Annotated in this window: 16 protein-coding genes; 5 read left to right on the top strand and 11 right to left on the bottom strand. The window is 44.4% G+C overall.

Going from position 1 to position 20,774, the window contains the following annotated elements; genetic code table 11:
- Positions 1-22 precede the first annotated feature (22 nt).
- The 3 genes from QUB14_RS17215 to psaK form a co-directional block, all read right to left on the bottom strand.
- Complete coding sequence (locus QUB14_RS17215; protein ID WP_333218260.1) at positions 23-1,972, bottom strand: adenylate/guanylate cyclase domain-containing protein; 1,950 nt, start codon at positions 1,970-1,972, stop codon at positions 23-25.
- Positions 1,973-2,052: 80 nt separating this feature from the next.
- A complete protein-coding gene (locus QUB14_RS17220; protein ID WP_333218282.1) occupies positions 2,053-3,249 on the bottom strand; it encodes a site-2 protease family protein in 1,197 nt (398 codons plus the stop codon).
- An 81-nt stretch (positions 3,250-3,330) separates the two neighbouring features.
- A complete protein-coding gene (gene psaK, locus QUB14_RS17225; protein WP_333218283.1) occupies positions 3,331-3,615 on the bottom strand; it encodes a photosystem I reaction center subunit PsaK in 285 nt (94 codons plus the stop codon).
- A 133-nt stretch (positions 3,616-3,748) separates the two neighbouring features.
- Here psaK and QUB14_RS17230 point away from each other — a divergent pair, with 133 nt between their 5' ends.
- On the top strand, positions 3,749-4,396 hold the full coding sequence (locus tag QUB14_RS17230; protein ID WP_333218261.1) for a phosphoribosylanthranilate isomerase: 648 nt from the start codon (positions 3,749-3,751) through the stop codon (positions 4,394-4,396).
- A 133-nt stretch (positions 4,397-4,529) separates the two neighbouring features.
- Here the strand turns inward: QUB14_RS17230 and QUB14_RS17235 are convergent, their stop codons facing one another.
- Positions 4,530-4,820, bottom strand: coding sequence for an acylphosphatase (locus QUB14_RS17235; protein WP_333218262.1), 291 nt, complete (start codon positions 4,818-4,820; stop codon positions 4,530-4,532).
- 59 nt (positions 4,821-4,879) lie between these two features.
- Between QUB14_RS17235 and QUB14_RS17240 the strand changes: the two genes are divergently transcribed.
- Together QUB14_RS17240 and QUB14_RS17245 are read left to right on the top strand one after the other, a co-directional pair.
- Complete coding sequence (locus QUB14_RS17240) at positions 4,880-5,455, top strand: CPBP family glutamic-type intramembrane protease (protein ID WP_333218263.1); 576 nt, start codon at positions 4,880-4,882, stop codon at positions 5,453-5,455.
- 45 nt (positions 5,456-5,500) lie between these two features.
- A complete protein-coding gene (locus QUB14_RS17245; protein WP_333218264.1) occupies positions 5,501-6,835 on the top strand; it encodes a HEAT repeat domain-containing protein in 1,335 nt (444 codons plus the stop codon).
- A 312-nt stretch (positions 6,836-7,147) separates the two neighbouring features.
- Here the strand turns inward: QUB14_RS17245 and QUB14_RS17250 are convergent, their stop codons facing one another.
- Together QUB14_RS17250 and QUB14_RS17255 are read right to left on the bottom strand one after the other, a co-directional pair.
- Positions 7,148-9,073 carry a BamA/TamA family outer membrane protein gene (locus QUB14_RS17250; RefSeq protein WP_333218265.1) on the bottom strand — a complete coding sequence of 642 codons (1,926 nt, stop codon included), beginning with the start codon at positions 9,071-9,073 and terminating at the stop codon, positions 7,148-7,150.
- A gap of 147 nt (positions 9,074-9,220) precedes the next feature.
- Complete coding sequence (locus QUB14_RS17255; RefSeq protein ID WP_006634481.1) at positions 9,221-9,421, bottom strand: hypothetical protein; 201 nt, start codon at positions 9,419-9,421, stop codon at positions 9,221-9,223.
- A 158-nt stretch (positions 9,422-9,579) separates the two neighbouring features.
- On the opposite strand from QUB14_RS17255, the gene QUB14_RS17260 reads away from it, so the two are divergent.
- Together QUB14_RS17260 and QUB14_RS17265 are read left to right on the top strand one after the other, a co-directional pair.
- Positions 9,580-10,410, top strand: a complete 831-nt coding sequence (locus tag QUB14_RS17260; RefSeq protein ID WP_333218266.1) for an alpha/beta hydrolase — start codon at positions 9,580-9,582, stop codon at positions 10,408-10,410.
- Positions 10,411-10,540: 130 nt separating this feature from the next.
- Positions 10,541-12,022, top strand: a complete 1,482-nt coding sequence (locus tag QUB14_RS17265; protein WP_333218267.1) for an ATP-binding protein — start codon at positions 10,541-10,543, stop codon at positions 12,020-12,022.
- Between the two features lie 154 nt (positions 12,023-12,176).
- On the opposite strand, the gene QUB14_RS17270 is transcribed toward QUB14_RS17265, so the two are convergent.
- From QUB14_RS17270 to QUB14_RS17290, 5 genes are all read right to left on the bottom strand, one after another.
- Positions 12,177-12,530: a slr1659 superfamily regulator gene (locus QUB14_RS17270; RefSeq protein ID WP_190738960.1), complete on the bottom strand. Its 354-nt coding sequence runs from the start codon at positions 12,528-12,530 to the stop codon at positions 12,177-12,179.
- 66 nt (positions 12,531-12,596) lie between these two features.
- Complete coding sequence (locus QUB14_RS17275; protein ID WP_190663373.1) at positions 12,597-13,208, bottom strand: DUF6272 family protein; 612 nt, start codon at positions 13,206-13,208, stop codon at positions 12,597-12,599.
- Between the two features lie 31 nt (positions 13,209-13,239).
- A complete protein-coding gene (locus QUB14_RS17280) occupies positions 13,240-14,475 on the bottom strand; it encodes an adenylate/guanylate cyclase domain-containing protein (RefSeq protein ID WP_190663372.1) in 1,236 nt (411 codons plus the stop codon).
- A 156-nt stretch (positions 14,476-14,631) separates the two neighbouring features.
- A complete protein-coding gene (locus QUB14_RS17285) occupies positions 14,632-20,082 on the bottom strand; it encodes an AAA family ATPase (protein ID WP_333218268.1) in 5,451 nt (1,816 codons plus the stop codon).
- A 417-nt stretch (positions 20,083-20,499) separates the two neighbouring features.
- Positions 20,500-20,736 (bottom strand): hypothetical protein, encoded by a 237-nt coding sequence (locus QUB14_RS17290; RefSeq protein WP_333218269.1) that lies wholly within the window; start codon positions 20,734-20,736, stop codon positions 20,500-20,502.
- Between the last annotated feature and the right edge of the window lie 38 nt (positions 20,737-20,774).

Here is a 20,774-nt window from a genome sequence, read left to right on the forward strand (position 1 = left end):
TGTAGGGAGATATTCTCTCTTTTTATTTCTTTTTCCTTCCCAAAATCCGGTAGACATTAACTTTTTGTTCCCTGCCTCTTAACGGTAAAGGTCCCCAAGATTCTACCTCAAATTTGTCCGCCAGATACAGAAAGGTTTCTTCTGCAATCAATATCCGGCAAGTGTCCTCTTGCCGATCCTTTTCGCAGCTTTCCAGGCGAGAGGCAATATTTACGCTGTCGCCGATCACTCCATATTCTAAACGGGTTGTACCTCCCAGACTACCCACCATCACAGGCCCTGTAAAGATGCCTACTCGCATTTTTACTGTCGGTAAACCGCGATCAAGCCAATTTTGATTCATTTCTGGCAAGCGCGAACTTATAGCTAAAGTGGAAGATACGGCAAGGCGAGCATCTTCTGCAATTTCTTCTGCAGTGGTGCGGGGAATGGGTACGCCAAATACTGCCAGCATTCCATCTCCGGTAAATTTATTAATTACCCCTTGATGTGCTTGGACTTCTTGAGCCATTGCTGATAAATACTCATTTAACCAACTCATTACCACTTCTGGCGCGAGTTTTTCGGAGATTGTACTAAAACCCTGCACGTCGGTGAGGACGATCGTAGCAGTAACTTTTTGCCCTGGCAATAAGCCTGATTCGAGCAGATGGACGCGCTCTTTCCACAAGGCATTTGCGATCGCGGGTGAAGTTTGTTGTCCTAATAATTTCATCACAATCCCTTGCTGTTGTCTCGACTGCTCGTATTTATAGGTGACTGTGACTCCTGCGGTGATTAAAAGGGCAAGGGCTGGAGCAATTAGAGGTATCCACCCCTGTTGTAGGAAGAGGAAAAAGGTGAATCCGAATAATGAGCCGCAAGCTACGATCGCACTTCCCATCAAATTCAGCGATTTTTCTAGCCGCCAAGCTAAACAGCCACCCACTGCACTCCACACACCGATCCAGAGAATTTCTTGCCATTCGTCCCAATACCAAAATAGCCCTTGGCCGTCTAAAACTGCACTGAGAATTTGGCTGGTAGCCGTTGCGTGAATTAATACCCCAGGCGTCGGGATATTACCGTTTTTAGTAGCGCTGTAAGGGGTCGAAAAAATATCTTTTACTGTTGGGGCTGTCACCCCGATTAAGACTATTTTATCTTTTACCAAGTTGGGGTCTACTTTGCCCTCCAAAACTTGAGTTATGGTCACGGTTTCTGCTATCTTTTTAGGAGAGCGGTAATTGAGCAATATTTGATAGCCTTGGGCAGGAATGTTCTGATAACCTCCTGAGTTTGAGCGTAACTTTGAAAATACTGTTTTATCTACTAAAAATTCATTGTTTTCTGTAGCTTTAGATTCTATTTTTTTGCTATCAAAATATGCAAAAGCTAGCCTGGAGGGAAATGAATAAAACGTGTTTTTACCATCGCCAATAGACATCACATTACGACGCACTATACCATCTGGATCGAGATACAAATCGTTAAATCCTACCCGCTTGTCTGGTATGTTGGGAGGTGCCTGCACTCGATCGTACTTTAAGGAGCCGATGAAGGTAATGGGAAAGACTTTGGGGTTTTTCAGTTGAGTGGCTAATTCTGCACTCCCCGGTTCGTAGGGAATATCACGAATTATATCGAGACCAATCGCTGTGGGTTCCAAACGCGCTATTTCGGCGATCGCTTTTGCTAAAACGCGATCGGAAATTGGCCATCTGTTTAAAGCACTAATGTCGCGATCCGTGACTTCAACTATCAGCAACCTGGGGTCAGGGCCCCGATCTGGCCCCAACTGCACCATGAGGTCGTAAGCATTTAATTCTAGTGGCTGCAATCCTCCTAAATGCCGCACTCCCAATAGAGTTCCGGTCACGACAATCCAGATAATAGCAAGAGGCTGCCAGTCAGGGAAGGGGAAGAAATAAGTTAAGTGTTTTCCACGTCCATCTGCCAATTTCTGATAAATTCTATTAAAGAATTTGGGCATAAAATTTTTGTTTTAACCCTCATTGACAAAGTTTGCTACATCTTAACTTATCGCTGATGCCCCTTACCGATGCCCAATTTTTAGTTTTCTTGTGCGGTTTTCGCGATCGCACTTAATTGCAATCCTTTAGGATAGCTGTTTTCTTCTTTGCTGCGCTTGATGTCGGTTTCGGAAACCTGGGGTTTGAGGTATTTTGCCAAAACTTTAACCACGTCACCCCGATCGATCGTCCCCGCTACTGAACCAATCGGCGAGAGGACGATGATTCGGGGGAGTTGACGGGCTTCCATGCTGTTAATTACTTCGGCGATGGATGCTTTTTCGGAGACTGTGGGGGTTTTTCCCAGGGGTTTCAAAATGTTGTGCAAAGTCTGAACTTGCCATTGACTGCGTTCTGTGAAGCGGATATCGTCGATCGACACTAAGCCCAAATCCCGACCGTTGGTCGCAGCAATGTAAAATGGAAACGGATTGACTTCTAACAAATATCGATCGGCAAATTCTCGCAGAGTCAAATCTGCATCTACAACTCGAAACTCGCGGCTCATCGCATCGCTGGCTTTAATTTTGAGCAGGGCTTCTTGCAACGAAGTAACTTGGCTATAAGCAGTGGCATTGCGAATGCCAAACCAGCCAATCAGCGCAATCCACAAGCCGCCGTACTCGCGTGCTAAAAAGCATAAACTAAGACCCAAAGCAACAGCCAGCCAACCTAAAACTTGTCCTGTTTTTGCCGCCCAGCGAACGCCGGCAAATCGAGAGCCGGTGATTTTCCAAATTGCTGCTTTTAAAACTTGTCCTCCATCCAAAGGCAGACCGGGAATTAAGTTAAATAATCCCAAAACGAGATTGATGAGTGCTACCCTTTCGGTGACAATTGCTAGCAAACTTTTCGGGGGAAGAACTTGAGAACCCAAACCGAGAATTAAAAACAGTGCAAAGCTGACTAGAGGGCCGGCAATGGCTACTTGAAAAGCTTGACCGGGAGTTTTTGATTCCGAGTCGATCGAAGCTACTCCGCCAAATAAGAATAAGGTAATAGAATTAACTTTAATGCCTTGCGATATCGCCGCCAAGCTGTGTCCGAGTTCGTGCAAGAGCACGGAAGCAAACAGTAGCAGAGCTATTGCTAACCCCGCACTCCAGGAGAGCGCAGGCCCCCACAGGCGGTAACTGCTGGCGTATTCGCGGGTTGCTAAGGCTAAAATTATAAACCACGAATAATCTATAACTAGGGGGATGCCAAATAAAGAGCCGATTCGCCAACCTGTCTGCATGAAGTTTCCTGGGAAAGGAGAGCAAGAAAGAGTTTCTATTATATCTTTTCTCACCCCTTGCCTTTGCCTTTCCCCTGATTTTTACAGAACTCCGGCGTTACCCAAGCCCAAGATTACTCCGGCTCCGAGCAAGTGGCCGAAGCTGGCTGTTGCCAGCAATTCTGGTACGCCGAAGCCTTTGAACATTCCAGGGAGTGCAACGGGTAAAGCTGGGCCCTTGCCTCGGTTTTGCTTGGAGATGCCGTAGTAGCCGATCGTGATCGCCAGCAAATTACATAAAATCATAGTCAGTCCTACCATTGGCGACCACTCGGGTGTTGAGGGAGCGGTAGATTGTACGGCTAACAGCAAAGATGAGTCGATCACGTTCTTATCTCCTGATTTCACAGATAAATTGATTTCCACGATTATAAAAAGCGGTTTGCATTAAACTAAGATTTGTTTTAATAGTTAACAATTCGTTGATATTTTGATACAACTGCGGAAGCGAGGAGGAAGAGTGCGGGTTAAAATTTGCGGAATCACTAAATTAGACCAAGGAATTGCGATCGCCCGCTTGGGAGCCCAAGCTTTGGGATTTATCTGCGTGCCGGCTTCCCCGCGCTATGTCAGCCCAGAAACAATTCGCCTGATTGTCGAGCAGTTGCCGGAAAATGTCGATCGCATCGGCGTTTTTGCCAACACCACAAGAGAAAATATCTGTCAAGTAGCGGCAGAGTCAAATTTAAGCGGGGTGCAGTTGCATGGAGATGAAACACCGGAATATTGCGATCGACTGCGGGAGTTTTTGCCGGGAATTGAAATTATCAAAGCCCTGAGAGTTAAGACTCCTGAAACTTTAGCCACCGCTGCTGTTTATGCTGTTCGGGTCGATACTTTACTGCTGGATGCTTACCATCCAGAGCAATTGGGCGGTACTGGTAAAACGATCGACTGGAGGATGTTATCAGAGTTTAGACCGCAGTGTCCTTGGCTGCTGGCGGGCGGTTTAACACCCGATAATATTTTAAATGCAATTGATAGCGCGATCGGCAATAACTTCAACGGTGTTGACCTTTCTAGCGGCGTAGAAATAGCGCCGGGAGATAAAGATTTGACCAAAATTGCTCAGTTGTTTACTAATTTAAGTCAACTTGCTAATCATTGATAAATTGGCAATACCAAGTTCGCGCTTTTTATGGGATTTATTCTTTAGTCTGCTTGGGCGAAGCCTGCCGTAGACTAGGCAGACTTCGTTTGTATAGTAGCGGTTTCAAACGCAGTTTATGCCGTTTATTGTTTTATCGGCGGATCTCAAAAGTGCGCTCGCCCTCCGGGTCTTCGCATTCCAAAACCAACTCACTAACCGTAGCACCGGTGGGGCCTCGGCGGCACCAACTAATCATTTCTTCCACAGCTTTTTTAGATCCTTCAAAGACAGCCTCGACGCGCCCATCGGGGAGATTTCTTACCCAGCCGCCCAGGCCGAAATACTTTGCTTGATTCCTCGTTGAATATCGGTATCCTACTCCTTGAACTAATCCGGAAACAAAAACGCGGACTCTGACGGGCGGCAATGATTGGTTTTGCATAATAAACGGCTCAACTTACTGCTAACATCTGTTTGAAAATTTTAAGGATCAGTTTGATTATGTTAAATTTTAGTGCGATTCCCTTCGGGATAGCTCCGCTTCACGCATTGCCGGGATTCCTGATACGCCGCGTCACCCAAGCTTTTTCAACTATTCCCGATTTCACTGATTGGCTGGTTGCAGCTATGCTCGCGCTGGTTTACACTTCGATCGCTCTTTCCGTGGGTTTTTGGTCGGGATTTCTAAAAGTAGACGTGCAAACCTCTCGGCGTACAATTGTGGGAGTGCTCATTGGCTGTTTGTTAAGTCCGGGCATCACCGAGGAATTATTGTTCCGCGTGTTAATGCTGCCACATCCGTTCGAGAATGCTTCTGGCTTAATGCTGTGGTTTTGGGGATGCGCGAGTTTGGCGGTTTTTGTAGTTTACCACCCGCTGAACGCGCTGACTTTTTACCCGGTTGGTCGATCGACCTTTATGAATCCAGTGTTTTTGCTACTGGCGGCAATTTTGGGAGTTGCGTGCTCCATCGCATACCTGCAAAGCGGTTCTATCTGGCCTGCGGTGGCGGTTCACTGGCTGGCAGTGACAGGCTGGCTGTTGCTACTGGGCGGTTACAGGAGGCTGTATGGTTAAATGTAAAAAGTCCAGCATCACTATTTTGTCGGGAGGATCTCAGTTGTGGGTATCATAGGAGCGATCGTAGGTTTTTTGGCAGGGGTAGCAGTTGCTTACTGGTTAGTGGAAAAGCGCTTAAACAAGCAAAAACAACAATACTTGCAGCAAACTAGCAGAATTAGTGAAGAAATAGAATTAGCTCAGATGTCTCGGGTGCGACAAGCTGTCGAATCTCAGCAACAAGAACGCGAAAATCAGCTTAGAAAAGCTACTATCGAACACGAAAATTTACTCAGACAAGTTACTACCCAATACGAAAACCAGCTCAAACAAGTTGCAGCTCAATATGAAAATCAGCTCCAACAAGTTCGGGCAGAACGTGACAGTCAGCTCCAACAAGTTTTGGCCGAACGCGACACTCAGGTCCAACCAGTTGCCAGCGTAGACGAGTACGAGCTGCGGCGACAAATCAGCGAGGAATTAGAAGCCGCTAACAATGCTAGGATGCAGCAAAATATCCAATCTTTGCAAGCCGAACACGAACATCATTTACTCAGAGTTGCTGACGAATTGCATATAAATTATCAAGCTCAGATGGAGCAACATTTGCAAAACCTGCAAGATGAACACGAAATTCGATTGAGGCAAATTGCCGAGGAATATGAGAACCGAGAGGTTGAGATGCAGTTAAATATGGAGGCTTTGCAAGAGCAATACGAGAGTCAGTTGCAAGCGGCTCACGAGCAGTTGAGAGAACACGAAGCTCAGATGCAAGCTACTATCAGGTCTTTGCAAGAGCAGTACGAGAGTAATGTACAACAACAAGAAGTCCCCGAGGAGCAGTTCAGTCAGTTAAATCCCACAGAATTTGGAGAATATTTACCACAAGAAGAAGTTGGGCAGGAACAGTCAAGTGAGTTAAATCAAACAGAAGTTCAAGAAGAGTTAAATTACACAGATTTTTCGGAACCACAACCAATTGATTTACATCAACCAGCAGTCGAACAACAGCTTCCAATTACCAGACAAGCACCAAGCTATTCTCTACCGCAGTTGATGGGATGTGTTCAAAGTCAGGACAAAGAAACCCGCAAGTTTGCAGCGTCTGCTTTAGGTAAAATGGCTGCTGCTAATGCTGTGAGAGCCGAAGGTCAGCGAGCAATAGAAACCTTGGGAAAATTAGCTCAAGATATTCAGCCGGAGGTGCGCCAAGCTGCTGTGGAAGCACTAGCAATGATTAAGTCTGAAAAAGTGATTCCGCTGCTACAAAAAGCTTTGCGAGATATAGATAGCGGTGTGGCTAAATCGGCAAGTGCTGCGCTCAATAAGTTTAAGTTTTATCCGCGCACTCCGGCGGCTAAGCCGAAAACTGTTGATGTAAAGAAACCAAAGCGTTAAGCATTTACGAGCCTAAATAAATATAGCAATTGTCAATTGCCTACAACACAGTAGGGATACAACATTGTTGTGTCCTTACCGAGGTGCTGTATTTCACTCAATTTCGATTAGTACCACTTTGGAGGTTGGGTTGAGCAAAGAAATCCAACTCAATTATTCGATCGACAACTCGCCCAATCCTTAGCAGCAATTACCGACTCCCCGCCAGCCGAGGCTGATAGGTTTGATGATGCCCTGCCAACGGCTTTGGCGGCAATTGAGTCGCGCAAAATCTGTTTAAGATTGTGGTTTAACTGATCTGTTGCACTATTGTTAAAATCGCTGCTTTGTACCGAGTATAAATTTGAGGTCGCCAGAGTCGCTAACACCCACATCTAAGCGAATTAATCCAAAGCGCGATCGCACCCTCACACCCACCCCAACACCCGCCCCAGTCCCCGGTTTGTCCCTGACTACCGCCGGTTTTCCGAGTACGCTATCTCCTGTGCCCAAATCCGACGCAAAATCAACAAATAGCACGCCGCCGACATCCCTGCCGACCGGAAACCGATATTCGCCGGAAGCTAAAAAATAACTCCGGCCACTGCCAATATCCCCGCTATCGTAACCCCGCACGGAATTGCGGCCGCCGAGGCGAAAAGCTTCCGTTGGTGGCAAATCTCCGATTACCGTACCCGCTTGCAAGTTAAAAGCCAGCATTTCGGGCAAGGCTTCGGACTCGCTGATGCCCAACAAAGTTAGTGGTACATAATGTATATAATTCGCTAACAGCCTGTTACTCACAATGTTACCTCGCCCCAGAGGTATCGACTGCTCGGTGCTGAGGCTGAGAATCGAGCCTCTGGTTGGGTCGAAGGGATTGTCCCGCCGATCGAGCATCGCACCTAAGGAAACAGTGTATAACTCGTCAACGCCGCTGCCGCTGAATGTGAGAGGATTGCCGAGTTCGTCGCGGCGGGCGATATTTAAGTTGCGATCGCGCGTGCTGATATTTGTATAATTTAATCCCAAAGTCCCTCGCCAATCGCCCAAAGGTCTGGTAAACCTGAGATTTCCCCCCACCCGAATTTCCCGTACCCGGTTCCCGTTGGGCAAATCAATATCTTTGTTGAAAATTTCCGAGATTCTGCGATCGCCAAAAGCTCTCACACTGTATCCCAAACGGTCTTCGGCGGCAACGTAAGGGCTGACAAACTCGACATCGTACTGGATACCTCGGAGGCTGGGTTCAAGTTCCACCGCTAGCCGCTGCGGGTTTCGACCGAAAGTTCGATCGGTATAGGAAAGAGGAACAGCAACGCCAACATCATCACTAAGAGTGGCACTCACGCTAAAAGAGCGAGCCGATCGCTCTTGAACGTTGTAGATTACATTAACATCCGTGCCAACTTCTTCGATCGAAACCGTCACTTTGTCAAACAATCCCAATTGCTGCAACTGCTGCAAATCCGATCGTACAACTTCCCGGCTGTAGTTATCCCCCGCCTGGAGTTTGAGCTCGCCTCGGATAAAATCTTCCGAAATTCTGCCCTCAACCGGATTCCCTTTTTTATCAACAGCTTCGCCTCGGGAATTGACAAAGCGAATTTTCACCTCTGCAACGTAAACGCCCTCAGCATTGCCCGCTTGACTGATTTGTAGAACACCGCCTAGCTGTCGGGCGTTGCTGTTTGCTGCTTCGGGGATTTCGGCTTGTGCCGCGACCGTCGCCGGAGTTTTTAACAGAGATGTAAAATCTTTATGGTGGCTGGACTTGAGAGAGAGAGATTCCCTAGGGGATAGCTGCGCGGCGCGTACTTCTCCAGAAGCTGCGAGCTCATCGGATGCGGGCAAATCCTGCACAGTTGGGTTCACCTCATCCGATTGGTGACTATTTAAGACTGGAACCGATAACAAATGTCGCTTGTCATCGAGTCTAGATCCCCCTAAATCCCCCTTAATAAGGGGGACTTTGAGCATATTTCTTGTCCCCCCCTTATTAAGGGGGGTTAGGGGGGATCTAGACTTCGCTACAAACAACAGAGACGGTCGGTTTGACGTTAAGTTGTCACCAATGACCTCATCCTCCTCCCTCTGTGCCCTTGTGGGACAGGCGTCTCGCGTGTCAATTTCTGCGGTTCCCTCTCTAAACTCCGCCTCAGTCGGTGCGGCACTCGGATCGATCGCCCGCGCTGCCAATTCGCCGCCAGCCAGCGCAGCCAAAGTCAAAAATGCAATAATCGGAATTCGCATAGACATTAAATTTAAAGCACACCCAACGCATATTACCCAAAACCGGGCCCCCTGCATAATTAGCCGAAAAGAAACCCGGTATTTTTGAGGCTACCGGGTTTCTGGGATTCTGAAATGTGGGAAAGTTCGATCGCGGGCGATCGTTAAATTTGTTTAAATAGCTTGTCGAGAAACTCGTTTCTCAAAATGAGCCTGGGTCTGCTGCAACAGTTGTTCGCGACTGTCCTTAGCGGTGGTAATGGTAGGGAGCAAGTTGCGAGCTTGTAACGTCATGTGAAGCTGTAGGTGTGCTACGTACTCACTGACATCTTCCCGAAGAGAGCAAGCCGGGTACTGTTTTAAAGTAGAGTTCAAAGTGTTCTCCTGCTTTGAGTTTGTAGTATTTTCTAATAATCATAGAGAATATCACGGTCTATTTCTAAGTGCGTACTCCGTAATGAAGTTTAACGTTTGGACTGCTTTTTTGTTACAATTCTTTACAAAAATTTCTTACCAATCAGGAGTCGATCCCCATGCAGTCTCAAGCACTTGTAGGACAAATGCACACATTAAGTACATTTGTCAATAGCACTACCCAAACAGCCGCCTACCTGGACATCGGCTGCGGCCGACCCTTATTGATGCTGCATGGTTTCTTCGGAGAAAAGACTTGCTGGCTGCCATTAATTGAGTTATTGCAATCTCAGTTTCGGTGCATCAGTTTAGATATGTTAGGTTTTGGAGAATCCAGCAAACCAGAAATCCGCTATGACGTAGCTGTAGAAGTTGATTTTGTCCGGCAAGTTGTAGAACAACTAAATATTGAACCTTGCTGCATTATCGGACATTCTTTTGGCGGTTGGGTAGCATCTGCATATTCCCTCAAATATCCTAATTCTGTTAGCAGTTTAGTGTTAGCAGCACCGGCGGGTATTCGGGACGACACTTTTTGTGGTCAATATGATGCTTTGCGGCCGCTGTTGTGGGAAACCCCAGCCGTGGATTGGGCCTTGCAGTTGGCCAAACCTTTTGCTAGTTTAGCTGGAAAAAGTGAGAAATTGCGGCAAATTTCCGGGTGGCGCAGGGAGTTAATGTCTCAACCAGTAGCCAGGTCATTTTTAATGAGCCGGATGCGGCCAGAAGACGCAGTTGATACAGTAGAAAAAGAAATTCACCAATTGCAAATTCCTACCTTAGTCATCGCAGCAGATAGTGACGAAACAATTCCTTTATGGCACTGTCAAACCTACGCTAACGAGATACCGGGGGCCGAGTTAGCAATTATTCCCAATGCTGCTCACGGCTTGCCGCAAACTCAAGCTCAAATCATGGCGAAGTTGATTTGTAATTTTTTGAATAATTAAGAAAAACTGTGCAACAAGCCGAATTATAAAAATTGTGATAATCGACTCATACAAAATAATTGTGTTTTAGTATACTACTTTAGTAATAAATACATAATATATTGCTTAGTGTATTGTACAATTTTTTATTATGGCTCTTAAATCTTGTGTCAGCAGGAGCTACAGACATTTAGTGGAGTCGGGGGTATTACCAATGGCGGCAATGAAGAACTATTTTAATCTGGAAGAAATTACGACAGCCAGAAAAATTAGTGCTGCGGTAATTAATATTAGCGGCCGTCAGCGAATGCTTTCCCAACGAACGGCTTTTTTTTGCATGAGGTTAGTGTGTTCTCAGAATGGGGTAGAAAAAGCCAAATTGCGGGGAAATTTGTTAGAGGCGATCGAGCTTATGGAAAAATCGCACCGCGACTTAATTAATATTGGCAGCAGCATCAACTTAGGCAGTCCCCCTTCAGCCACCCTCAAGGCAATGTATTTTGAGCCGCCGCTGTATTTAGACAAACAAGTGCGCGCATATATCGATCGAATAAAAGCATTGGTGCAAGTTCCTGATGCCGAACTCATGCTGGAAAATCCCCATCTGCTGTACATTATCGAAGCAGCGGGCGGCGACTTGCTAGAAGCTTTCGATGCCGTGGTGAGTCAATACCAGCAAGAAAGCGAAATAGAACAATTTGAAATCGACCTCAAACAGGTTGAACTTTATCAAGAAAGTTGTGCTGCTACCGCGAAAGCAGAAGCTCAAGCTGCCGAGCTCGATCGCGCACTTTGCGAACTAAAACAAACTCAAGCTCAACTTCTCCACAGCGAAAAAATGTCTTCGCTGGGGGCGCTAATGGCTAGTATCGTCCACGAAATTAATAACCCAGTTAGTTTTATTTACGGCAACTTGAGCCATGCTGCAATTTATACTCAAGATTTGTTGCACCTGCTGTGTCTCTATCAAGAATGCTATCCCAATCCCTGTCCCGAAATTACAGCTAAAATCGAAGAGATAGATCTTGATTTTCTAGTTGAAGACTTGCCTAAAGTTATCTCTTCCATGCAAATGGGTTCCAATCGCATTCGCGAAATTGTCAAATCTATGGGCAACTTTTCGCGAACCGATAACAGTAACATGACCATGTGCGATTTGCACGACAGCATTGACAGCACCGTGTTAATTTTGCGAAACCGTCTCAATTCTCAAATAGACCGTCGCGACATTCAAGTAGTTAAAAATTATGGGAAATTGCCTCCTGTAGAGTGTTATTCGGGACAGCTCAATCAAGTATTTATGAATCTAATTACTAACGCGATCGATGCTTTGGACGAGGCCTCACAAAATCAGCCCTATGCTGCGCTAAAAATTTTGATCACCACAGAATTAGCTGGGCCAGATCGCGTGAGAGTGCGGATTGCTGACACCGGAACCGGAATGACACCACAGATAAAAGAGCGAATGTTCGAGCAGTTTTTCACCACCAAGGAAGTTGGTAAAGGTACCGGTTTAGGATTGTCTATTGTCTACAAAATCTTAGTAGAAAATCACCGAGGATCGCTTCGGTGCGAGTCGGAACCTTGCAAGGGAACCGAGTTTATCCTTGAACTGCCGATCCAGCAAACTTAAGCAATTTACTAACCATCCAAATTTATCTATGTTAAGTGTGGCACGGGCGTCCCGCCTGTGTTAACTGTGTGTGGCACGGGCGTCCCGCCTGTGTTAACTGTGTGTGGCACGGGCGTCCCGCCTATGTTAACTGTACTTAAAATTTACACATATCCTAGCCTAGTTCTAGCTTCAAAGTTGGCAACAGCTTTTCTAAATTTCTGAGAGATTTCTGTTGCCAAGGAATATCATTTGAACCCAATACCAAAAGTTGAATTGTTTTCTTTTTCCGGACGCTAATGACAAATTTAGACAGCATACTGATACCAGAACTGTTAACAAATTCCAATTGTTTTAGGTTCAAGGTAATAGTAGGAGGTTCGCCCTTGGCGACCTCATCTAACAATTCGGCTATTGGTGCATACTCTGCAGGACCGCTCAGGCTGAGTTCGCCTTGGAAAGTGACTGTGACTGATTCTGCATCGTACTGAATGCTGTAATCTTCACCTTTAATTTCTTGAATGCCCATTGTGATTTTGTGTCCTGACTAAAATATTGCAATCGCACAAGAGAGTAAATATTGAAATGCTAGAAACTAGACCCTAATTTGAACCACAGTCGTAACAATGATGGTATCACTATCTGGTCTGCGATCGAATTTCCAACCTATCTTAGCTGAATAGTCATTAATCATCGTCAGCAATCCCAATCCCGATGTGTCGTCACTTTCCGATTCCGCATTCTTTTCAAGCTGCTGCAAATAAAGTTCATTTGGATCGGAATCCATAATTTCTTGAATAAACTCCTTCAACTTACTTGCCCCTTGTGGATTCACACTATTACTGGCAAAAATTACCGCCGTTACCTCTATTTCACCAATAAAATGTATACCAAATCTGACCTTGTAATTAGCATCATCGTTGTTAAATTTTATCGCATTTTCTAACAGTTCGTTGGCTACGTAGCTCACAGCTCCCTTGCTTTCTTTTATCCGTTTCTCGCTGCTAGCATCCTCCTCATCCACCGGTAGAAAGCTAGACAAATAATCGGCTACAAAATGAGCTGAAAGCCTGTTATTGCGCCAGCGCTGTTTGATGGGGCGAGAACTGGGGGTAAATGTAAGTTCTAGGCAGTCGTGTTCAGGAGGAAATTCTTCAATGAATTCTCCAAATATTTGTGTCATTGTTTTTAAGCTTCCAGATGTCATGATTTCTCTCCCTCCAATAGATGTATTAATGTCACTTCTGGGTGAATTTCCACACGCCATCCCAGTTAGCAGGAATACTATTTTCTAACAGCGATTGGATGCGTTTTAAGTAAAGTTGACTGGGCTTGTCATCTGGATTTAGGGCGACTATTTGTTCAAAACAAACTCTGGCCTTAGCAAAATTTCCCTGACAATATTCTTGGAGTCCCTCCTCAAATATAGGCAAAGTGTGAATTTTGAGCGATCGCACTGGTTCTACTTCAACATCTAACACCTCACAAACTGTAATGGCTTCTTGTCTACCTTTGACAATAGCCCGATCCAAAAAACGGATATGATACTTTTCGGGTTGACTCAAACGTTGTACCACATCTCCAGAAATTAATAAAGATACGCCATAATACTTAGTCAAACCTTCCAGACGAGCAGTGAGATTGACATGATCGGAGAGCGCATCTGCTTGCATCCGATTCGCGTCTCCAATAATCCCAACCATCGTATCACCCACATGGATACCAATGCCAATCTTCAGCGGTATATCCCCATTTATTTTACGGCTGTGATTGTATTTCTGCAACTGCTCCAATTTCACAATTCCTGCCTGAATAGCATCATCCACGCCATCAGGAAAAACAGCCATGACTCCATCTCCAATATACTTGACAATAAAACCGTTGTGCTTACGGATTTCGGGACTAATTTGCTGTAAATAGTTATTGATGAAGTCAAAGTTTTCTTGAGGAGTCATTTGCTCCGCCATCGTGGTGAACGAACGCATATCGGAAAACATAATTGCCATCTCTTTGCTCACGTGATCTCCAAGCTGGAAATCAACCATGCTCTGCTTCCCGAGAAATTGGAGAAATTCATCCGGAACGAAACGTCCGTAAGCCTGCAAAAGTTTCTCTAATTCTTGTTCCCGCGCTTTCACCGTTTGCACCATATGGGAAAATACCTGTGCCAGTTCTCCCAGTGCATCACTGCGCGCTGCCACATCTGACAATATCTGGGGTTGAAAGCTATTGTTTTTTACAGCAATAGCTGCATCTATAACCTTTTTTACCTGCTCGATGTAAGTCTGCATCTCTCGGTTTTTATGACGGATCTGGTTTTCCAGATCGGTGGAGTGTTGTGTAATAATTTCTACTAAGGTTTCATAGCTATTTTTTTCATCCTCGACTTCCTCAAGTTTTTGGCTCAACTCCTGTAGCTGGATATGGAGTTCTTCGGGAGATTTAGATGGTGCTAAATTTATTTGTGGTTTCATAATTTATACTTCCGAATCTGGAAGCGCAAAATTGTTTGACTTCCTCGCTATAAATTATTATAACTTACAGGCGCGGAACTCGAAATCCTGTTTCTGCTTCGATGCTTGAGCACTAAATCCAAGACCTCTTGTAGACACCGGGTTGACTACCGTCAATCATAAATTATGCACAATATTTCCCTGTTGCTTCAATACTAGCAAAGTAATGTCATCAAAAACCTTTTGTTGGCCAATAAATTTTCGCAAATCATCGATGGTGGCTTCCTTGATTTGTTCTGCGCTCAAATGCCAGTTTTGAGAAACCACTTCACAGAGTCTTTCAATACCGTAGAATTTTTTGTGCATATTCCTAGCTTCGGGGATGCCGTCAGTATAAAGCACCACCCCGTCCCCCGGTTCTAAGTCTACTAAAACATGGCTAATCCAACCGGAAATATCCTCATCTAAGCCGATCGGAAATCCCAAATTTATTGTGTCTATCCGCTGGATTTGACCGCCTTTCCTGACCACAATAGTTTCCTCGTGTTGACCGCTGATACTAATTGTGCTATCGGCGTAGTTGAGCAAAGCTAGGGTCATATTTTTGTCCGAGTTCATCCGCTGGATATTTTTATAAATAGTGCGGTTGAGGGTATCTAAAAAGCGAACGGGCTCTATTTCTTGAACTTCTTTCAAAGCGCGAACAGCAGCTTGAGTCATTACCATCAAAATTCCGCTTTCTAGTCCGTGTCCGGTGACATCACCAATGCAGAGCGTAACCACCCCGTCAGTACAAAGTACGTCGTAGTAATCGCCACCAACTTCATCTGCAGGTTCCATAAAGCCAGCGATATCTAACTCTGCAATTGCAGCTAATTCCGCAGGTTTGGGCAGAATTAACTGCTGCATTTGTTTGAGGATATCGAGTTCGGCACTCATCCGCAGATTTTCGTTTTTGAGGCGTTGGTTGAGGGCAGAAATTGCCTGATTCGCTTGGGCTAGTTGGGCTGTACGTTCTTCAACTTTATCTTCTAGAGTTTGATATAGCAGAGCATTCTCCAGCGAAATTGCTGCTTGGGAAGAGAGAATTTTTAAGACTTCCAACCTGTCAGGAGTAAATGCACCTGGGGCGAGACTATTTTCTAAGTACAAAATGCCGATCGCTTTACCTTGGTTAACTATGGGAGTACACAATACAGATTTAGGTTGGTGCTGAATAATGTAGGGGTCAGCCGCAAAGATGTTTTCAGTAGCAATATCATTAATTACCAAGGTTTCTCTGGTACGCCAGACGTAGTTAATGGCAGTGATGGGAAGATTTTGACTTTGAGAAAGGGGAATATTGGGTAAATAGCAGCGCTCGTCTAAGCATTTAGCAACAATCGATAATTGGCCAGCTCTTTCTAAGATGAGAGAGCCTTTTGAGGCTCCCGCATTTTGGGTCAAAATTCCGATCAAAGTTGATAGCAATTCCTCGACGTTTATTTCTCCAGATATGGCTTGAGAAGCTTTAATAACTGTTGCCAAATCCAGCATACTGCCAATATTATTGCCAGTAGAGGTGAGGGGTTCGACTAGAGTTTGATCGATTGTATCTGCCGCATACAAACTTGTTTTCTGTTCGAGAACCTGGTAGAGTAATTGGGGATATTTTTGTTCTAAATCATGAATTTTTGCTGGAGCTCCCCAGCGAGCATAAGCGTAGTAAGCGTCCGTTAGATAGACGCGGGCAATTTTATATTTGCCTAATTCAAGGTAGAATTTAGCTGCCAATTCACCTGCTAGTGCTTCTTCTTGGAGGTATTGGTTTTCTTTTGCCGTAGCAATGGCGCGATCGTACAAATCCATTGCTTCGAGCCTGTGTCCCAATACTCGTGCTATTTCTGCCGCTACTAAGTCATACTTGTGCTGATAATTCATGGGTGCATGGAATGCCCAAGTTTGCATTTTTTCCTGATTGGCTGCAACTTGGTTCAAGTATTGTTCTTGAGCGCTCGAATCAGCATGGGGATACAGTGCCACCAGGGCGAGGGAATGGTAAAAATTGTACTGGGGAACCATCATCAACGAGCCGACACCCGCGACATATTGCTCTGCTAGCTGGGCATTTTCCACAGCCCGATCGCGATTGCCAAACAAATAATTCACAACCAATTTAGCAAAATAAACCCCAAAGAGGGAAGAGACATTATTTGCTGCCAGCAACACTGGTAACATTTCATCTTCATTAAAACTCTCGCCAACTAACCGACACTTGTCCTCAGCTAATCCTTGTAAGTTTAATGTAAGTTGTCGCCATATTTTAGTATAATAAGTCTGATATTCTTGTTGGAAATTCAGCATTAGTTCGAGATACTGCTCGTATTTTGTATCTACCGCTCTTAAGTTTTCCCCGCTAAAAAAGCTGTAGATGCAAAGATACATAGCCGAATAGCAAGCATACTCGATATCGCCAGTTTCTAAACCGCTTTGGACTGCTGATACCAAAGACGCTATGCTCGATCGACTGGGTTCTTTCCAATGTCTCACGCAAGCATTGTACACCATCAGAACTTTCGAGTGAAATTCTTGGGATGGGAATTTATCTAATACCTGCAAAGATAGTTTGCCGTATTGATAGCCTAATTCAATTTCTCCGATTACTTCACAGATTAAACTGCAACAAGCATAGGCATAACTAGCCGGTGCAGAGTTCCCATATTTGCTACAAATATGTGCCATTGTAAACACAACGGCTGGGTAAAGTTCTGGACTAGCTAGATAAGCGGCAGAAGCGATCGCACATAAAATCCTCAAAGCAGCAATTTTATAAGGATTATTAATTTGAGGCAAATTAGCTAAGGCAGATATCTCTACTTTAGCGGGAAGTTCTGTTTCCAAAGAAACACCCAGCATTCCCAAAACTTGCAATCCAGTATCTACTGCCGATTTCATCTGATTTTGAGCAATATAAGACTGAATTTGCGCTTCGTAAACTCTGAATTGATCGAGGAGATTGTGCGCTCGACATAGAACTATTTCCGCCAGTTGGTGCGACAAATCGAAATTGGTATTCAAATATTCGGCTTCAACCGCTTCTACATAAAGATCGATCGTCAAGTCGTATAAATTTGTCCAGCTATCATCTGCTAGCAGTTTTCTGCCGATACTTAAATAATCCACAGCAGCAGCATAAGCTGTAGAATTTTTAGCTTTACATCCCGCAATTAAGTTCAAGGAAGCTAGTTGATTTCTTTCGGTGCGATCGACAATTAATTCCACTCCAATATTCAAGTGGTTGACAATATCAAATATCCGCTCTTCTTTTTCATCATCTGGGGTATTACTCAACAACAATCTGCCAATTTTTAGGTGAGTTGACTGTTTTGCCTCATCGGGAATCAAAGAATAAGAAGCTTGTTGAACGCGATCGTGCAAAAATTTGTAACTGGGCAATTGACAATCGGCAACAGCTAATGGTGCAGACTCCCCATCACCTGCAAAAAATTTGTAAACTTCACTTTGCGGTAAAATTAGACCTTCTTGCAATGCTTTCCATAAATCAGCCGCAGTGTCTATTGGAGATTTTTCACAAACAACAGCTAAGGTTTCTAAATCAAATTGACTGCCAATACAAGCAGCTATTTTTAAAATGTTTTGAGTATTTAGCGGCAATTTTTGCAATTGATTAGCCATAAATTCGACGACATCATCGCTGACTGCCAATTCTCTAATTTTAGTAATATCGCACTGCCAACCCCCCCTTTCTCCCCCATCCAACGGGGTAAAATCGAAATAGATTAACTTATCTTCATGCAGCTTTCTGAGAAATTGATTGCTAAAAAAAGGATTGCCTTTTGTTTTTTGAAAAATTAATTCTGTTAAAGAAATCGAGCGATAGGGCGGACAACTTAAAGCATCAGCAACTAGACGATTTAAGTCAATTTTTGAAAGTGGCGCGAGAGTAATTTGATTAATTATAGGGGCTGGGCGATCGATACTGCGATTTGGTAGATTGCGAATCTCTGATAAAGTCAGCATTAATGGATGAACGCTCGAAACTTCATTATCTCGATAAGCGCCAATTAGCAGCAAATGTTGACCTTCTGATTCGCCGAGCAACAATTGCATTAGTTTCAGAGATGCTGAATCTGCCCATTGCAAATCATCTAAGAAGATCACTAAGGGGTGATTTTTGGTAGCAAAGACACGAATGAACTTTTGAAATAACAGATTGAAACAATTTTGTGCAGGATTGGGTTCTAATTCCTGGACAGCAGGTTGCTTGCCAATCAGCAGTTCTAATTCTGGGATAACATCAATAATTACCTGAGCCTTATCGCCTAAAGCGGACAAGATTTGGGCTTGCCACTGCTGAACTTGAGTAACACTTTCTGTCAGTAATTGCTGCAGGAAACTTTGCAAAGCTTGTACCCATGCTGAGAATGGAATATCGCGCCTGAATTGATCGAATTTCCCTTTGATAAAGTATCCCCGCTGCTGGACGATTGGCTTGTGAACTTCGTTCACCACAGCGGTTTTGCCAATCCCGGAAAAGCCTGCTACCAACATGATTTCGGTAGTAGCTCTAGGGGGGAATTTCTGAGGCTCTGGGCTGCTACTAGGGGAAACCTCGAAATCGGCGGTGGCGGAATTTTCTTGGGGACAGGCGACGCGGTGGAAGGCTGCTAATAGGGCCGAAACTTCGGTTTCTCTGCCGTAAAGTTTTTCGGGAATGACAAAGCGTTCGGGAATGTCTCTGCTTCCTAATTCAAACAGTTGAATAGTGCCACGCTCTGAGTATTCTTTTAAGCATTTTTCTAAATCGTGTTTGATGCCACTAACTGTTTGATAGCGTGCTTCGGCTGTTTTCGCCATCAGTTTGAGCACTATGTCATTCAATACTTGGGGGATGGCAGGATTGAGGGCGATGGGGTGAATTGGCTGGCGAGCAATGTGAGAGTGAACCAATTCCATCGGCTCGTTAGATTGGAATGGCAATTGTCCTGTCAACAGTTCGTAAAAAGTTACTCCAAGCGAGTAAAAATCGGTGCGGTAGTCAATCCCACGATTCATTCTTCCAGTTTGTTCGGGAGACATATAAGCTAATGTCCCTTCTAAGATGTTGGGATTTTTAATTTCTGGATTTTCTCGAGGCAAAAGCGAGGAAATACTAAAGTCTATTATTTTAACTTCTTGAGTTTTAGGGTTAATTATAATGTTCTGGGGTTTGATATCTTTGTGAATAACTTTGTTGTTATATATTGATTCTAAACAAGAGCAAATTTTCAGGGCAATTTGTAAAAATTTTTCTAGGCTATTGGTAATTTTCTCCTTGAGGTTCCAAGCATCATTGGTTATGTATTCTGCTAGAGAAATTCCGCCAAAATCCTCCATCACTAAGGCAAAACCGTTACGGTATACTTCCAGACTTAAGTGTTTGACAATACCGGAATTTTCAATATTTTTGGCAATGGTGTACTGATTGCGAAACTGCACCAGTTCGCTGAAAGTGGGATACTCTGATTTGAGCAGTTTGATGACGACTGGTTGATTGTCTGATTCAGAAAAACCTCGGTAAACCAAGGTTCTAGAGCCTGAGTAGAGTTGTTCGATCGCCCGGTAGCCCGGAATTGATATCAGGGTCATAGTTACTATAGTAGATATTAAAGGAAGAATGCAAAAATCGATGGAGCGATGCAATTGGGGGCAATGGTTTCAGCGATTCAGAACGTACTTACCACCGCTCAGGTTGCTAAATCCTAGTAAGCTTTTAGTTTAAGGAATATAAAAAAGTTTGCGGTCCTTAGTGATTAGTTTACTACAGCCGGCAAGGTTTAGGGAAGATTTGACCAAAAAACAATGATCGAGCCCTAACCGATCGCGAATCACATCAATTGTGTTAAAAACCTTTGAAGCGCTTGCTTCGTAGGATCGATCGCCTGGTAAAGTCACATTTGGGATATTCAGGTTCCTGTTGGTTGAATTCCGGACAAATTTCTTGGTACATCGCTATTTTTTTATTGTCTGAAATAGAGTTAGGGAAATTTGCGTTTGGGTTCTTGATTACTGCTGGGAATTGCGGGTATAGTTGGTCTTGCTGGACTCATGGCTGGCGTAGAAAGCTTTGATGGCTGGTAGCGCTCGCTGGGGTGGCGTACCGCTATCTAAATCTTCGCTAAAAGCAATCCAGAGTTTGGTATCAACGCTGCTCATGTAGTCGATAAACTTGACAGCATTAGCCTGAGAATCTTGATTGTTACATCGAGAATAATTTACAGCTAAAGTATCAGCAAAAACCAATGGTTTAAGCTCCTGACCCTAGGGAGCTGGTGTTGCAA

This window comes from Microcoleus sp. B3-D2 (genome assembly GCF_036705345.1).
Taxonomy (GTDB): Bacteria; Cyanobacteriota; Cyanobacteriia; order Cyanobacteriales; family Microcoleaceae; genus Microcoleus.

Coding starts and splice junctions, on each gene's coding strand:
- QUB14_RS17215 (WP_333218260.1), bottom strand. CDS start 1,972: ATGCCCAAATTCTTTAATAGAATTTATCAGAAATTGGCAGATGGACGT.
- QUB14_RS17270 (WP_190738960.1), bottom strand. CDS start 12,530: ATGGGCATTCAAGAAATTAAAGGTGAAGATTACAGCATTCAGTACGAT.
- QUB14_RS17260 (WP_333218266.1), top strand. CDS start 9,580: ATGCAGTCTCAAGCACTTGTAGGACAAATGCACACATTAAGTACATTT.
- QUB14_RS17275 (WP_190663373.1), bottom strand. CDS start 13,208: ATGACATCTGGAAGCTTAAAAACAATGACACAAATATTTGGAGAATTC.
- QUB14_RS17285 (WP_333218268.1), bottom strand. CDS start 20,082: ATGACCCTGATATCAATTCCGGGCTACCGGGCGATCGAACAACTCTAC.
- QUB14_RS17250 (WP_333218265.1), bottom strand. CDS start 9,073: ATGTCTATGCGAATTCCGATTATTGCATTTTTGACTTTGGCTGCGCTG.
- QUB14_RS17280 (WP_190663372.1), bottom strand. CDS start 14,475: ATGAAACCACAAATAAATTTAGCACCATCTAAATCTCCCGAAGAACTC.
- QUB14_RS17265 (WP_333218267.1), top strand. CDS start 10,541: ATGGCTCTTAAATCTTGTGTCAGCAGGAGCTACAGACATTTAGTGGAG.
- QUB14_RS17235 (WP_333218262.1), bottom strand. CDS start 4,820: ATGCAAAACCAATCATTGCCGCCCGTCAGAGTCCGCGTTTTTGTTTCC.
- QUB14_RS17220 (WP_333218282.1), bottom strand. CDS start 3,249: ATGCAGACAGGTTGGCGAATCGGCTCTTTATTTGGCATCCCCCTAGTT.
- QUB14_RS17240 (WP_333218263.1), top strand. CDS start 4,880: ATGTTAAATTTTAGTGCGATTCCCTTCGGGATAGCTCCGCTTCACGCA.